This is a genomic window from Lentzea sp. NPDC092896, from assembly GCF_044754905.1.
Taxonomy (GTDB): Bacteria; Actinomycetota; Actinomycetes; order Mycobacteriales; family Pseudonocardiaceae; genus Lentzea.
In genome coordinates this window covers 494,578-507,095 of record NZ_JBIVPX010000003.1, presented here as the reverse complement: position 1 = coordinate 507,095, position 12,518 = coordinate 494,578, and the positions used below count along the sequence as shown (strand labels likewise).

Annotated in this window: 16 protein-coding genes; 9 read left to right on the top strand and 7 right to left on the bottom strand. The window is 69.1% G+C overall.

The window, feature by feature from the left end:
* Positions 1 to 15: 15 nt before the first annotated feature.
* The gene (locus ACIQF0_RS18160; RefSeq protein WP_401031455.1) at positions 16 to 534 is read right to left on the bottom strand and encodes a macro domain-containing protein; all 519 of its coding nucleotides are present in this window, start codon (positions 532 to 534) and stop codon (positions 16 to 18) included.
* A 135-nt stretch (positions 535 to 669) separates the two neighbouring features.
* Between ACIQF0_RS18160 and pheA the strand changes: the two genes are divergently transcribed.
* The gene (gene pheA / locus ACIQF0_RS18155) at positions 670 to 1,560 is read left to right on the top strand and encodes a prephenate dehydratase (RefSeq protein ID WP_401030708.1); all 891 of its coding nucleotides are present in this window, start codon (positions 670 to 672) and stop codon (positions 1,558 to 1,560) included.
* Positions 1,557 to 2,153 carry a histidine phosphatase family protein gene (locus ACIQF0_RS18150; RefSeq protein WP_401030706.1) on the top strand — a complete coding sequence of 199 codons (597 nt, stop codon included), beginning with the start codon at positions 1,557 to 1,559 and terminating at the stop codon, positions 2,151 to 2,153. The genes pheA and ACIQF0_RS18150 overlap by 4 nt, the downstream gene beginning before the upstream one ends.
* Here the strand turns inward: ACIQF0_RS18150 and ACIQF0_RS18145 are convergent.
* The gene (locus ACIQF0_RS18145) at positions 2,147 to 2,929 is read right to left on the bottom strand and encodes an MBL fold metallo-hydrolase (RefSeq protein WP_401030704.1); all 783 of its coding nucleotides are present in this window, start codon (positions 2,927 to 2,929) and stop codon (positions 2,147 to 2,149) included. The genes ACIQF0_RS18150 and ACIQF0_RS18145 overlap by 7 nt on opposite strands.
* 86 nt (positions 2,930 to 3,015) lie before the next feature.
* Between ACIQF0_RS18145 and ACIQF0_RS18140 the strand changes: the two genes are divergently transcribed.
* The gene (locus ACIQF0_RS18140; protein ID WP_401030702.1) at positions 3,016 to 3,615 is read left to right on the top strand and encodes a TetR/AcrR family transcriptional regulator; all 600 of its coding nucleotides are present in this window, start codon (positions 3,016 to 3,018) and stop codon (positions 3,613 to 3,615) included.
* 1 nt (position 3,616) lies between these two features.
* Here ACIQF0_RS18140 and ACIQF0_RS18135 read toward each other — a convergent pair whose 3' ends face one another.
* The 3 genes from ACIQF0_RS18135 to ACIQF0_RS18125 are packed head-to-tail and all read right to left on the bottom strand — an operon-like array spanning position 3,617 to position 5,604.
* Complete coding sequence (locus ACIQF0_RS18135; protein WP_319976238.1) at positions 3,617 to 4,198, bottom strand: hypothetical protein; 582 nt, start codon at positions 4,196 to 4,198, stop codon at positions 3,617 to 3,619.
* A gap of 36 nt (positions 4,199 to 4,234) precedes the next feature.
* Entirely contained in the window at positions 4,235 to 4,585 is a 351-nt protein-coding gene (locus tag ACIQF0_RS18130; protein WP_401030700.1) for a metallopeptidase family protein, read from the bottom strand.
* A complete protein-coding gene (locus tag ACIQF0_RS18125; RefSeq protein ID WP_401030698.1) occupies positions 4,582 to 5,604 on the bottom strand; it encodes a septum formation family protein in 1,023 nt (340 codons plus the stop codon). Before ACIQF0_RS18125 ends, ACIQF0_RS18130 begins: the two co-directional genes overlap by 4 nt.
* 193 nt (positions 5,605 to 5,797) lie before the next feature.
* Here ACIQF0_RS18125 and ACIQF0_RS18120 point away from each other — a divergent pair, with 193 nt between their 5' ends.
* The 3 genes from ACIQF0_RS18120 to ACIQF0_RS18110 are packed head-to-tail and all read left to right on the top strand — an operon-like array spanning position 5,798 to position 8,131.
* Positions 5,798 to 6,490 (top strand): hypothetical protein, encoded by a 693-nt coding sequence (locus tag ACIQF0_RS18120; protein WP_401030696.1) that lies wholly within the window; start codon positions 5,798 to 5,800, stop codon positions 6,488 to 6,490.
* A gap of 6 nt (positions 6,491 to 6,496) precedes the next feature.
* Complete coding sequence (locus ACIQF0_RS18115) at positions 6,497 to 7,660, top strand: glutathionylspermidine synthase family protein (protein WP_401030694.1); 1,164 nt, start codon at positions 6,497 to 6,499, stop codon at positions 7,658 to 7,660.
* A gap of 21 nt (positions 7,661 to 7,681) precedes the next feature.
* Entirely contained in the window at positions 7,682 to 8,131 is a 450-nt protein-coding gene (locus tag ACIQF0_RS18110; RefSeq protein WP_401030692.1) for a DUF350 domain-containing protein, read from the top strand.
* 28 nt (positions 8,132 to 8,159) lie between these two features.
* Here ACIQF0_RS18110 and ACIQF0_RS18105 read toward each other — a convergent pair whose 3' ends face one another.
* Together ACIQF0_RS18105 and ACIQF0_RS18100 are read right to left on the bottom strand one after the other, a co-directional pair.
* Positions 8,160 to 8,540, bottom strand: coding sequence for a hypothetical protein (locus tag ACIQF0_RS18105; protein WP_401030691.1), 381 nt, complete (start codon positions 8,538 to 8,540; stop codon positions 8,160 to 8,162).
* Between the two features lie 5 nt (positions 8,541 to 8,545).
* On the bottom strand, positions 8,546 to 8,713 hold the full coding sequence (locus ACIQF0_RS18100) for a hypothetical protein (protein ID WP_401030689.1): 168 nt from the start codon (positions 8,711 to 8,713) through the stop codon (positions 8,546 to 8,548).
* Positions 8,714 to 8,818: 105 nt separating this feature from the next.
* Here ACIQF0_RS18100 and serS point away from each other — a divergent pair, with 105 nt between their 5' ends.
* From serS to ACIQF0_RS18085, 3 genes are all read left to right on the top strand, one after another.
* Positions 8,819 to 10,066: a serine--tRNA ligase gene (gene serS / locus ACIQF0_RS18095; RefSeq protein ID WP_401030687.1), complete on the top strand. Its 1,248-nt coding sequence runs from the start codon at positions 8,819 to 8,821 to the stop codon at positions 10,064 to 10,066.
* A 97-nt stretch (positions 10,067 to 10,163) separates the two neighbouring features.
* Positions 10,164 to 11,540, top strand: coding sequence for a hypothetical protein (locus ACIQF0_RS18090; RefSeq protein WP_401030685.1), 1,377 nt, complete (start codon positions 10,164 to 10,166; stop codon positions 11,538 to 11,540).
* 265 nt (positions 11,541 to 11,805) lie between these two features.
* On the top strand, positions 11,806 to 12,504 hold the full coding sequence (locus tag ACIQF0_RS18085) for a UDP-N-acetylglucosamine acyltransferase (protein ID WP_401030683.1): 699 nt from the start codon (positions 11,806 to 11,808) through the stop codon (positions 12,502 to 12,504).
* Positions 12,505 to 12,518: the final 14 nt, after the last annotated feature.

Here is a 12,518-nt window from a genome sequence, read left to right as displayed (position 1 = left end):
GTGCACAACCGGAACTCACACGTGCAGCGGGTTGAACGCCTCGTCCCACGCGGCGGCGACCTGATGGGCGCACGTGGACGGTGCGACGCCTCCCACCCCGGTGCCGAGTCCCGGCATCGCGATGGTGTGGACGGCGTCGCGCACCGGCGTGCCGTCCTCCAGGCGTCCCGTGAGCCAGAGCATCAGCACGGCGCGCGCGGCCAGGTACGGGTGGACGGTGTCGACCGGCAGCCGTTCGCCGGGCAGGCGCATGGTCGGCGCGCTGATCATCCAGGCCGGCTCGGTCTCGCCGGTCGCCACGATCTGCGCCTCGCCGACGGGGAGCTCACCGCCGTGCAGCGCGAGGACGGCGCTGCGGACGTTGTTCTCGACCTGGGGGAACGCCGTGGCGTAGACGGCGTCGATGCCACCGCGCATCCAGCCCTGCGAGTTGGCCGGGCTGACGATGGCCTGCGCGTGGATGTCCAGAACGGACCCGCGATGCACCCGCACCCCGGCGCGGCCGTTCGCCACGGCGAGCCAGGCGTTCGCCATCGGTTCGTCGACCGCGCACAACACGAGTTCTGGCGCTAGAGCGGGCACGCCCCAAGCATTCCAGTTCGAACGGTCCCGGCGGAACCCAGGATTGGCCCCCGACACAGGCGTGATTCGCGCCTCTACTGTGTGCGGGTGCCTCGCATTGCGTACTTCGGACCACAGGGGACCTTCACCGAGCAGGCCGCGATGCGGTTCGAGGGTGAACTCGTCCCCGTCGAGACCATCCCGCTCGCCTTCGCCTCGTTGCGCGACGGGTCGACCGACTTCGCGTGCGTGCCGATCGAGAACTCCGTCGAGGGTGCCGTGCCGGCGACGCTGGACGCGCTCGTGCGCGACGAACCGGTCGTCGCGGTGGCCGAGACGGTGCTGGACGTCCGGTTCAGCGTCCTGGTGCGTCCCGGCACCGGTGAGATCCGCACCATCGCGTCGCACCCGCACGCGCTGGCCCAGGTCCGCGAGTGGATCGCCGCCTCGTTGCCCGGCGTCACCTCGATCGCCACCTCGTCGACTGCGGCCGCCGCTGCGGCTGTGGAGCGCGGCGAGTTCGATGCGGCCGTGTCCGCTCCTGTTGCCGTGAACCACTACAAGCTGGACGAGTACGCGACGGACATCCTGGACGTGCCCGACGCACGCACGAGGTTCCTGCTGCTCCAGCGTCCGGGTCAGTTGCCGGAACCGACGGGTGCCGACCGCACGAGCGTCGTCGTGACCACCCCGAACCGCGTGGGCGTGCTGTCCGAGCTGCTCACCGAGCTGGCGTTGCGTGGCATCAATCTCACCGGCCTCGAATCACGCCCCCAAAAGGGCAAACTGGGGACGTACCGCTTCTACATCGACGTCGAGGGGCACATCGCAGAGCCGAGGATCGGTGACGCGCTGGCCGCGCTGCACCGACACTCGCGCGAGATCCGGTTCCTCGGGTCCTTCCCGAAGGCCGACCAGGGGCCCGTCGAGGCTCACAACGCCGAGTTCGCCGCAGCCGCCTCCTGGGTCGATGCTGTCAGAAAGGGCGAGCGCGGGTGAGGTTGCTGCTGGTCAGGCACGGTGAGACGGCGTCGAACATCGAACGCAGGCTGGACACGGCCATGCCAGGTCCCCCGCTCACCGAACTGGGCCGCAAACAGGCCCGCGAACTGGCCGACACCCTCGCCGCCGAGGAGATCGTCGCGGTCTACGCGAGCATCGGCCTGCGCGCCCAGCAGACCGCCGCACCCACCGCCGAACGCTTCGGCCTGTCCGTCCAGATCCTGCAGGGCGTGGAGGAGATCCAGGTCGGCTCCCTGGAGGGCCGCAACGACACCGAGGCCTACCAGACCTACCTGGAAACCGTCATCAAGTGGGCCGAGGGCGCCCTTGACGTGGCGTTTCCCGACGGCGGCGAGTCCGGGCAGCAGGTGCTGGACCGGTTCCTGGGCGCGGTCGAGTCGATCGCGCAGGACGGCACCGTCATGGTCGTGACGCACGGTGGCGCCGGGCGGATGGGCGCGCTGGCGCTGGCGTCGAACGTGCCGGTGGAGCTCGCGGAGAACCTGCTGCCGAACACCGGCGTCGTGGTGCTCGAGTCCGACGGCGACGGCTGGGTGTGCCGGTCGTGGGCGGGCGTCGAGGTTCAGTAGCCCAGGTCGAGCCATTCCCCGAGGGCGAGCACGTGCGCGCGTTGCCCCGCGTGCTCGCGGAACTCACCCTCCGGGTCGGCGACCTCGACGTAGCCGGGCAGCTTCACCGGCTGCTCCTGCTCGTAGTGCATCGGCACGGCGTGCCTGGCACCGAGGATCGTCGCCGCGGCGGCGGCCTGGAACGGGTCCATCGCGGCGAGCACCGGGCTCGGCGGCTGGAGGTGCGGTGCGTTCACGACCGCGCCGTTGGCCGGCAGGAACGCCGCGTCGAACGGGCTGAACCGCCGCGCGACCAGCCACCACCAGCCGTGGAACATCGTGTCGCCGCCGTGGAAGACGCGCTGCCCGTCCGCCTCCACCACCCAGTTCAGCTGGGGATCGCCCAGCCCGTCGACGGACGGGACGGCGGTGACGCGGAACGGGCCGATCTCGCGTTCGGACCAGGTGTCCACCACCTCGGCGGCCAGCCGGTGCTCGGCCAGTTCGTGCTCGCTCAGCAACGTCGTCACGTTGTCCACGTTGTCGCCGTGTCCGGGCGCCGGGCGTAGAACCGGGGCCCCCGGCGTCAGCACGTCGGCGAGCGCCGTCGCGTCGGTGTGGTCGCGGTGCAGGTGCGTGACCAGCGCGGCGGTGACCTTCCCGCCCGGCCTCGTCAGCCCGATCCCCGGCCGCCAGCCGGTGAACAGCGGTGACAGGTCCTGCACGTAGTCGATCACCAGCCGCGCCCCGCCGGCCTCGGCCTCGATGCCTGCCCAGCCCAGTCGTCGCACTCGCATCTCGCACTCCTCACGTCGGTGAGCCGAACTTAGAGTACGAGCGTTCGCCAAATCAATAGCGAACGTGCGTACGCTATTCTCGTCACATGTCCCCGCGACGCTCCGCAGCCGACGCGCTCCTCACCCGAGGCCGGATCCTGAGCCGCGCCGCCGAGATCGCCTCGGAGGAGGGCCTCGACGGCATCACCATTGGCCGCCTCGCCGAGGAGCTCGAGATGAGCAAGTCCGGGGTGCACAAGCACTTCGGCACCAAGGAGACCCTGCAGATCGACACGCTCGACAAGGCGTTCGTCGACTTCTGGCACCGCGTGGTCGAACCTGCGTTGACCGAACCGCCCGGCCTGCGGCGGCTGCGCGTGGTGTGCGCGAACTCCGTGGACTACCTGGCGGAACCGCTGCTGCCCGGCGGTTGCCTGATGACCGCGGCGCTGAGCGAGTACGACGGCAGGCCCGGCGCGGTGCGCGACGCGGTGGCGCAGGTGTGGTCGCGCTGGCAGGGACAGCTGCGGGCGGACCTGGTCGCGGCGGTGGAGGGCGGCGAGCTACCGCGCGGGTTCGACGTCGACCAGGCGTTGTTCGAGATCCTGGCCGCGGGGCTCGCGCTGAACGCGGCTATGCAACTCCAGCACGACCAGGCTGCGGTCGGCCGGGCGCGCCGGGCGATCGAGCGAGCGCTCGACCAGTGACTCAGACGCTCGTGTCCCAGTCGAGGTGGCCCTCGTAGACGATGTCGTCGAACGTGGCGGTGAAGTCGTGGCCGTTGCCGGGCCCGCCGCTGACCGAGTCGGGGTGCTTCGTCACCTCGACGGCGATTCGAGGCAGCACCTCGCCGGGGGCGACCTCGGCAGCGGTGCGGCAGGTCGCCGACTCCTCGGTGGTCTCGCAGGTCCACCCGTCGCCGTCAGCGCCGATGACGATGGTCTCGGTGTCCCACTCGATGGGGAGCAGCCGGAAGGCGATGGTCGGTGCGGTCACGGTCACGTCGCCCGCGTTGTGGAAGTGGACCATCAGCTTCGTCGGACGTCCGCCGTACCTGATGCGGTGGCGGTACTGCGGGTAGAGCGGCGGCCCGAACCGCGCGGCCCCGCCGCCGATGTAGAGCCAGTCCGTCGGCGTCAACGGTCCCACCTCCTCAGCGGACCGGAACTCCGGTGGATAGGTCGGTTCCTCGGGAATGGTGGTGATCGCATTCGGCGAGGGCTGCTCAGGTGGTGGCGCCGAACAGCCCGCCACCAGCACCAGCAAGAACGCCCCCAGCACTCTCCCCATGCGCGCGAAGCTACGCGGCCACGGGTGAGGCGCAGGTCAGCCCCAGCCCAGCTCGTGCAGCTTGGCGTCGTCCACCCCGAAGTGGTGCGCGATCTCGTGCACGACGGTGATGATCACTTCTTCGATCACGTCGTCCTCGGTGTCGCAGACGTCGAGGATCGCCTCGCGGTAGATGAAGATGTGGTCGGGCAGCGCGCCGCCGTAGTCGGAGTTGCGTTCGGTCAGCGCGATGCCCTGGTAGAGCCCGAGCAGTGACGGCTCGTCGGGGTTTCGGTCCTCGACCAGCACCACGACGTTGTTCATCGCGTGCATGAAGTCGGGCGGGACCAGGTCCAGGGCCTCTTCGACCAGCTCGTCGAAGCGAGCTCGGGTCATCTCGACGGTCATCGGTTCTCAGTGCTCGAAGGGGGCGCGCTGGAGGACGGTTTGTCGGGCTTGCCGGAGTCGGAGGGCTTGCCCGACTCGCCCGAGGGCGGCTGGCCGGACTCGGAGTGCAGCGGGGCGCCGGTGGGCTCGGCCTGAGCCTTGACCGAGGTGGTCTGCGGCGGGTTCGCGGTGGTCAGCGGCGCGCCGTTGGGGTTGCGGACGGTGCCCTCCCACGCCACGAGCTTCTCTCCCTGGGGGACGGCGCCAATCTTGCAGTTGGCCTTGCGCGAGCCGACGGCCCAGCTCTCCTCTGCGCGCGTGTCCCAGGTGATCAGCAGGTTCTTCGCCTTCAGGTCGGCGCCGCCGGTGTAGTCGGCGGCTATCGCGGCGCACTTCTCGGACATCACGGTGTCCTGCTGCTCGGGCGCCACGAACGCGCCCTCGGGGTGTTGCACGACGCCGACGATCTCGAACGCGTGCGGCTTGGCGCACTCGATCGGGTCACCGACCGTGTTGTTGTCGGCGAGCGCGACGCAGACACCGGGGTCGTAGACGTTCGACTGGTCCTGGGTCTTCGCGCTGCCGAACGACGGCAGGGCGGCGCCGGAGGGGGCCGTGACCTGCAGGCCGCACCGCAGCTGGCGGTAGCCGCTCGACCAGCGGCTCTCGTCCGGGTTCAGGGTGCTGACGCCGTACTTGCCCTTCGGGTCGAGCTTGCCGGCCATGTAGGTGGTCGACGCCTGCGCGCAGTTGTCCTGCGCGATCTTCTCCCAGGCCTCGCCGTTCGGGAACGGCGCTTCCTTCGGGTAGGCGGCCGTGATGTCGGCCGTTCCACTGACCTCGAACTTGTGCGCGGCCGTGCAGTCGACCTTCTGCGCGTCCGACAGGTCGGGTTTCTCCCAGTTGAGGCATTCGCCCGCGACGGCCTGGTACGCGGCGTTGACGAGCTCGCGTTTGGACCCGAGCGGTCCTCCTGCCAGCACAGACGTGAACGCGGACAACATCAACAAGCCGAACGCGCCCACGAAAGCGCCGACCATCACAAGCCGCGTGTCGCGGATGTGACCAGATCGACTCAACCAACCGGCGCTCGGAGACATCTCAACCATGATGCCCGTGCCGTGTGAGGCGGCTGTGCGCCGGGTTGGGGTCGAGTGTTGCTATTAGGACACTCGTCACTGAATTGGCCATGTTTCAGCTGTCTCGCTAGGTACCTTGCCCGCGGGAGTGGTGATGACTGACAACAACCTGCCAGGACCTGGCCAGCCGACGCCCCAGCCTGGGTCGCCGTCGGGACAGCCCGGCCAGCCGCAACAGCCCGGCCAGCCTCAGCAGGCAGGCCAGCAGCCGCCGCCGTACCAGCCGGCGGCTCCTCAGCCTGGCCAGAACCAGCCGGGACAGCCGCCTGCCAAGGGCAAGGTGCGCCAGCAACAGGCCGGCATGACGAAGCCGCGCCAGGCGACGGTCGCCGAGCAACGCGCTCGTGCCGCCGCGCTGAAGGCGCAGCAGGAGCGGTTCGCCGCCGAGTCCGCCGCCTTCGAGAAGAAGCGCAAGACGCGCAAGCGCCTGCTCATCGGCGGTGGCGTGACCGTGGGCGTGATCGCGCTGGTCGCGATCTGGTACGCGGCCGCCAGCCCCAAGAACGTCACGGCGCAGTGCACCGACTCGAACAACGTGATCGTCGACGACGACTACTGCGACCAGTCGTACTACAGCAGTCACGGCGGTTACTCGAGCGGCGGCTTCATCTACATCGGTGGCAGCTCGTACCGCTACAACTACGGCGGCTCGGGCGCGGTCGGCCAGAAGGTGACCGGCGGCAGCTACACGATCCCGAAGGGTGCGAACGTCAGCACCAAGTCGGGCACGTCGGTGCAGCGCGGCGGCTTCGGCGTCAGCAGCGGCTCCTCCAGCAGCGGAGGCTGAGCACAGTTGCGTCGTGAAACCTCGCAGCCGCGGCCGAACTGGCAGCGGACGGTCTCTGACCAGGGGTTGGTGTTCGGCCTGCCCGCGAAGTACGCGAACGGTGCCGACCGCCCGTACTGGGACGAGTCGGTGCACTACGTGTTCGAGATGAGCGACATCCTCTCGCTCGAAGCCGACGTCGAGCTGCTCCACTCCATGTGCCTCGACGCGGTGGACAACGTGGTGCTCACCGAGCGGTACCGCGACTTCGGCATCCCCGAGTGGGTGTGGCCGCACATCGCCGAGTCGTGGCGCCGCCGCGACCCGCACGTCTACGGCCGCTTCGACCTGCGCTACGACGGCTCCGGTCCCGCGAAGCTGCTCGAGTACAACGCGGACACCCCCACGTCACTGCTGGAAGCCGGCTACATCCAGTGGCACTGGAAGGAAGACGTCTTCCCGGACGACGACCAGTGGAACTCGCTGCACGAGCGCCTGGTCGAGCGGTGGACGGAGATCGGCGCGAAGCTGCCCTCCGGTGAGCTGCACTTCACCTGGTCGGGTGCCGACCCGTCCGGCGAGGACCACCTCACGATCGCCTGCCTGCAGGAGACGGCCGCCGAGGCCGGTCTGAACACCGTGGGCCTCGCGATCGAGGAGGTCGGCTGGGACACGCTGCTCAACCGGTTCGTCGACCTCGAAGAGGCCCCGATGGGCACGGTCTTCAAGCTCTACCCGTGGGAGTGGGTGGTCGAGGAGCAGTTCGGCCGCCACGCCGTCGAGTCGCTGCCCGGCACGCTGTGGGTCGAGCCGCTGTGGAAGATGCTGCTCTCCAACAAGGCGCTGCTCGCGGTCCTGTGGGAGATGTACCCGGGCCACCCCAACCTGCTCCCCGCCTTCCTGAACGACCCCGGCATGCTCACCGAGTACGTGCGCAAGCCGCTGCTCGGCCGCGAGGGGTCGAACATCCAGATCGTCGCTCCCGGCTACGAGACGCAGACCGGCGGCGTGTACGGCAAAGAAGGCTTCGTGTACCAGCTGTTCGATCCGCTTCCGGAGTTCGACGGCTACCGCCCCGCGTTGGGTGCCTGGGTCGTCGGCGACACGGCGGCAGGCCTCGGCATCCGGGAAACGGTCGGTCTGGTGACCGACGATGGCGCGGCGTTCGTGCCGCATCGAATTGTTGAGTAAGACTCCGAAAGGGAACAGCACATGTACGAGCTCGCGTTGGACCCCGGCTTCGGCTCGGCGATCGGCCGGGGCATCGGCGCGATCGCGCTGTACGCCGTCGTCGGTCTGGTCCTCATGGTGTTCGGCTTCTACGCGATCGACTGGACGACGCCGGGCAAGCTGTCGCTCCTGGTCCGCAACGGCGCCCCGAACGCCGTGATCGTCACCGCCTCCGGCCTCGTCTCGATGGCGTTCATCGTCGTCGTCGCGATCCTCAGCGCCGTCGGCAAGCTCGACGAGGGCCTGCTCACGTCGCTGATCTACGGCATCGTCGGCATCATCGTGCAGGTCGCGGCCGTGCGACTGCTGGAGTGGGTGACCCGCCTGGACATCGGCTCGATCATCGAGTCGGACAAGTTCGCACCGGCCTCCGTCGTCGTCGCCGCGGCCCACGTGGCCCTCGGTCTCGTGGTGGCGTTCGCGATCTTCTAGACACGCGCTTCGCGAAGGGACCCGGTGCTCAGGTGCCGGGTCCTCTTCGTTGGCGCAGGCGCCGGATCCCCAGGCCGGAGGTGACCAGGCCCGCCACTCCGAGCAGGATCGGCGGCACCAGCACCAGCGGGCCCTGAGGACGGCTTCCGAACTCGTACAGCCGGTCGTCGGCGTTGATCACCCGGACGGTCTCGTCCTGCACGGGGTTGCCGGTGGCGAGGTACATGCCGGACAGCGTGACCATGCCGTCGTCACTGACGAACGTGCCGTCCCGGACGTTGTAGGTGCCGGGCACGCCACCCTCCGCGTCCTGGACCGCGTCCGGGAGCAGGATCGCACCTGCGACGAACAGGACGATGCCTGCGAACAGCGTGAAGGCCGGTCCGTTTCCCTTGGGTTCGGGCGTCACGAACTTCAGGACGCGGACGGACGGCCCGGCGTTGCCCGTCTCGCCGTTTCCTGCGGAAATCCCAGCAGTGCGGCCACGAGGCCACCGGCGAAGGCCAGGACCGGGTTCGGCTTCCGCGAGGCCTCCCGGTGGAACTTCTCGTGGTCGAAGTCGTGCGGAACCTCGTTCGTCATCGCGCACCTCCTGCCACTTCAACGCCACCGCGCCGTCGTCCGTTGAACAGCGCGAACGGGATATCCGGATGAAGTGCGGATCAGGCGGGGACTACCCTTTCCAGGGTGATTGACCTCAAGGTGTTGCGCGAGAACCCGGAGACAGTGCGCGCGTCGCAGCGTGCTCGTGGCGAGGACGAGGGCGTCGTCGACAGCCTGCTGTCCGCGGACGAGCGCCGGCGGTCCGCCATCTCCCGCGCGGACACCCTGCGCGCCGAGCAGCGGGTGCTCGGCAAGGAGGTCGGCAAGGCCAAGGGCGACGAGAAGACCGCCCTGCTCGTCAAGGCGAAGGACCTGGCCGCCGAGGTCAAGGCCGCCGAGGCCGAGCAGCACGCCACCAACGACGAGGTCCAGGAGCTCCTGGCCAGGATCCCGAACCTGGTGCACCCGGACGCGCCGGTCGGCGGCGAGGACGACTTCGTGGTCGTCAAGACCGTCGGTGAGCCGCGCGTGTTCGACTTCGAGCCGCAGGACCACCTCGACCTGGGCACCAAGCTCGGCGCGATCGACATGGAGCGCGGCGCGAAGGTCGGCGGCTCGCGGTTCTACTTCCTCAAGGGCGTCGGCGCCCAGCTCGAGATCGCGCTGCTCAACATGGCGGCGGCGCAGGCCACGGCCAACGGGTTCGAGCTCATGATCACGCCCACGCTGGTGCGGCCGGAGATCATGGCGGGCACCGGGTTCCTCGGCGCGCACTCGAGCGAGATCTACCACCTGCCCGCGGACGACCTGTACCTCGTCGGCACGTCGGAGGTGCCGCTCGCCGGCTACCACGCCGACGAGATCCTCGACGGGGAACGCAGGTACGCGGGCTGGTCGTCGTGCTACCGCCGCGAGGCCGGGTCGTACGGCAAGGACACCCGCGGCATCATCCGCGTGCACCAGTTCAACAAGGTCGAGATGTTCTCCTACGTGAAGCCCGAGGACGCCGAGGCGGAGCACGCCCGGCTGCTCGGGTGGGAAGAGGAGATGCTCGCCAAGATCGAGGTGCCCTACCGCGTCATCGACACGGCGACGGGTGACCTCGGCACGTCGGCGCACCGCAAGTTCGACTGCGAGGCGTGGGTCCCGACGCAGCAGAAGTACCGCGAGCTGACCTCGACGTCGAACTGCACCACGTTCCAGGCGCGCCGCCTGAACATCCGCTACCGCGACGAGAACGGCAAGTCGCAGATCGCGGCCACGCTCAACGGCACGCTGGCCACCACCCGGTGGATCGTGGCGATCCTCGAGAACCACCAGCAGGCCGACGGTTCCGTGGTCGTCCCCGAAGCGCTGCGTCCGTTCATGGGCGGCCTGGAAGTTCTCAGGTAAAACTTTTCCAAAACCTGTATTTCTCCGGGCCTGACGACGTCTTCCTTGCAGAACACCACATGGGGGTGTGGTGTCCAGCAAGTAGGGGGTAGTTGTCATGTCTTTTGAAGCAGCGGTCGGCGAAGTCGACATCACACCGGTGAACCCGCCCTATCCGAGCCTGTGGATGGGCGGGTACGGGTGGAGCCCGCGCGGCAACCACGGCGCGATCGCCCGCCGGTTACGCGCCCAGTGCCTCGTGCTCTGGGACGGCGGCGTGCCGAAGGTCCTGCTGCGCGCGGACCTCGTCAGCATCCCGAGGGACGTCAACCAGGCGATCAGGGGGACCCTCGTCAGCGAGGGACTGGTCGCGGCGAACGACCTGATGCTGCTGGCGAGCCACACGCACTCGGGCCCGTTGTACGGCGACACCAAGCCGAGCCCGCAGGTGATGATGGGCCTGAGTCAGGCCGACGTCGACGCGGTCAACGGCACGACGTGGCTGATCACCGACGCCCTGGTGCAGCTGGTCCGCGACACGCTGGACCTGGAGCGCACCGACGTCACGCTGTCCTACGCCGAGGGCGAGGCCAAGATCGGCCACAACCGCGTGGCGGACGACTTCGCCGTGCTGGACACCGTGCCGGTGCTGCGCCTCGACAACACCGACGGCGACCTGTTCGCGGTCGTGTTCGGAGCGGCGTGCCACCCGGTCTCGCGCGGCAACGACGAGGTGTTCGACGGCGAGTTCCCGGCCGTCGCCTCCGAGCTCATCGAGAACGAGCTGGGTGTGCCCGCGCTGTTCGTCCAGGGCGCGTGCGGCGACCAGGAAGCGAACGACCCGCACGTCCCGGCCACCACCGAGCAGCTGGGCACCGTCCTGGGCCAGGCGGTCCTCGACGTCCTCGGCGACGACGGTTTCGACGCCGTCACGGGACCGGTCAGCACGGCGATGACCGAGGTCAGCCTGCCGTTCCACACGAACACCGCCGACCCGGACGTGCTGGCCGCGGTCCGCGCGAAGTACAAGCTCCGGCTCAAGGTGATGCCGCAGACGGACCCGAACCGCCGGCACGCCGCCCTGATGGTCAAGCTGATCGACGCGGGTGAGCTGCCCACCTCGATGCCGATGCCGATCCAGCGCTGGCGGTTCGGCGGCCTGAGCATCCTGGCCCTCGCGCACGAGCCGGTGTCCGCCTACGACGTGAAGCTGCACGCGGCGTTCTCCGGAAACCTCTGGGTCGCGGGATACGCCAACGAGTGCGAGGGCTACATCGCGGACAACGACACGTTGCGCTCCGGCGGCAACCTGCACGCGGGCTACGAGGCCGGGTGGAACCAGGGCGACAACGCCATCGCGGGACTCGGCAGCTACTGCGTCTCCTACGCGTGGCCTGGTCCGCTGAAGTACTCGGACACGGCGACGCCCGCCGCAGGCACCACTGAGCGGATCGTCCTGGACGCGAGTTTGAATCTCCTGAACTCAGTGGCGTGACCAGGCCCGTTGGCGGGTGACTTCACGCTCAGCAGGGCGCCTCGCGGCACCGCCCCCACGCCCCCGTACCACCAGTACGAGGACGTGGGGGCGGCACCGCGACGCACCCGTCTGACCGCGAAGTCGCCCGGCAACGTTCCAGGCCACACCACTGGCCGGTCAGGCCCTGTTCTGCCCGTGAAGTAGAGTGGCCTACCGGCCCCGTCGGGTGGAAGTGCCCTGGTGACGTGGGTTACACATCAACTCACGGGCAGGACAGGGATCAGTGGCGAACCGCATTCACGAGACCGCGATCATCGGCAAGGACGTCGAGATCGGCGACGACAACGTGATCGGGCCGTACACGGTCATCGCAGGTCCGGCTCGGATCGGTGACGGCAACTTCATCGGCCCGCACGTCAGCATCGGCGGCCCCGCCGAGTTCCTGAGCGCGCCGCACCTCGCGGGCTGGGACGGCGAGAACGACGGCCCCGGCGTGGTGATCGGCGACCGCAACCGCATCCGCGAGTTCGTCACGATCAACCAGGGCGCCAAGGAGCCGACCAGGGTCGGCAACGACAACTACGTGATGGGCCGCGCCCACATCGCGCACGACTGCGTCATCGACAACAGCGTCGTGATCACGAGCGCCGTGCAGATCGCCGGCCACTGCCACGTGTGGAGCGGCTCCAACATCGGCCTCGGCACCGTCGTGCACCAGGGCACGCAGATCGGTCCCGGCGCGATGATCGGGCTCGGCTCGGCCATCCGCAAGGAGGTCGGTGCGTTCACCATCACCCTGGGCAACCCGGCCCGCACGACCGGCGTCAACGTCATCGGCCTGTCGCGTCGCGGCGCCGACGAGGACGCGATCGCCGCTCTCACCGGTTTCCTGACCGGCAAGGAGGCGGAGGTTCCCGCCGGCCTGCCGGAGGAGCTCGCCGCGCTGCTCAAGGCGTGGACCGAGCGTTCGAACGAGCACTGACCCAGACCGTCCGA

What these genes read in the sequence shown, in the direction of transcription:
- ACIQF0_RS18110 (WP_401030692.1), top strand. Translation starts at nt 7,682, where the DNA reads ATGTACGAGCTCGCGTTGGACCCCGGCTTCGGCTCGGCGATCGGCCGG.
- ACIQF0_RS18090 (WP_401030685.1), top strand. Translation starts at nt 10,164, where the DNA reads ATGTCTTTTGAAGCAGCGGTCGGCGAAGTCGACATCACACCGGTGAAC.
- ACIQF0_RS18145 (WP_401030704.1), bottom strand. Translation starts at nt 2,929, where the DNA reads ATGCGAGTGCGACGACTGGGCTGGGCAGGCATCGAGGCCGAGGCCGGC.
- ACIQF0_RS18120 (WP_401030696.1), top strand. Translation starts at nt 5,798, where the DNA reads ATGACTGACAACAACCTGCCAGGACCTGGCCAGCCGACGCCCCAGCCT.
- ACIQF0_RS18160 (WP_401031455.1), bottom strand. Translation starts at nt 534, where the DNA reads ATGGCGAACGCCTGGCTCGCCGTGGCGAACGGCCGCGCCGGGGTGCGG.
- ACIQF0_RS18130 (WP_401030700.1), bottom strand. Translation starts at nt 4,585, where the DNA reads ATGACCGTCGAGATGACCCGAGCTCGCTTCGACGAGCTGGTCGAAGAG.
- ACIQF0_RS18100 (WP_401030689.1), bottom strand. Translation starts at nt 8,713, where the DNA reads ATGACGAACGAGGTTCCGCACGACTTCGACCACGAGAAGTTCCACCGG.
- ACIQF0_RS18125 (WP_401030698.1), bottom strand. Translation starts at nt 5,604, where the DNA reads ATGGTCGGCGCTTTCGTGGGCGCGTTCGGCTTGTTGATGTTGTCCGCG.
- ACIQF0_RS18140 (WP_401030702.1), top strand. Translation starts at nt 3,016, where the DNA reads ATGTCCCCGCGACGCTCCGCAGCCGACGCGCTCCTCACCCGAGGCCGG.
- ACIQF0_RS18135 (WP_319976238.1), bottom strand. Translation starts at nt 4,198, where the DNA reads ATGGGGAGAGTGCTGGGGGCGTTCTTGCTGGTGCTGGTGGCGGGCTGT.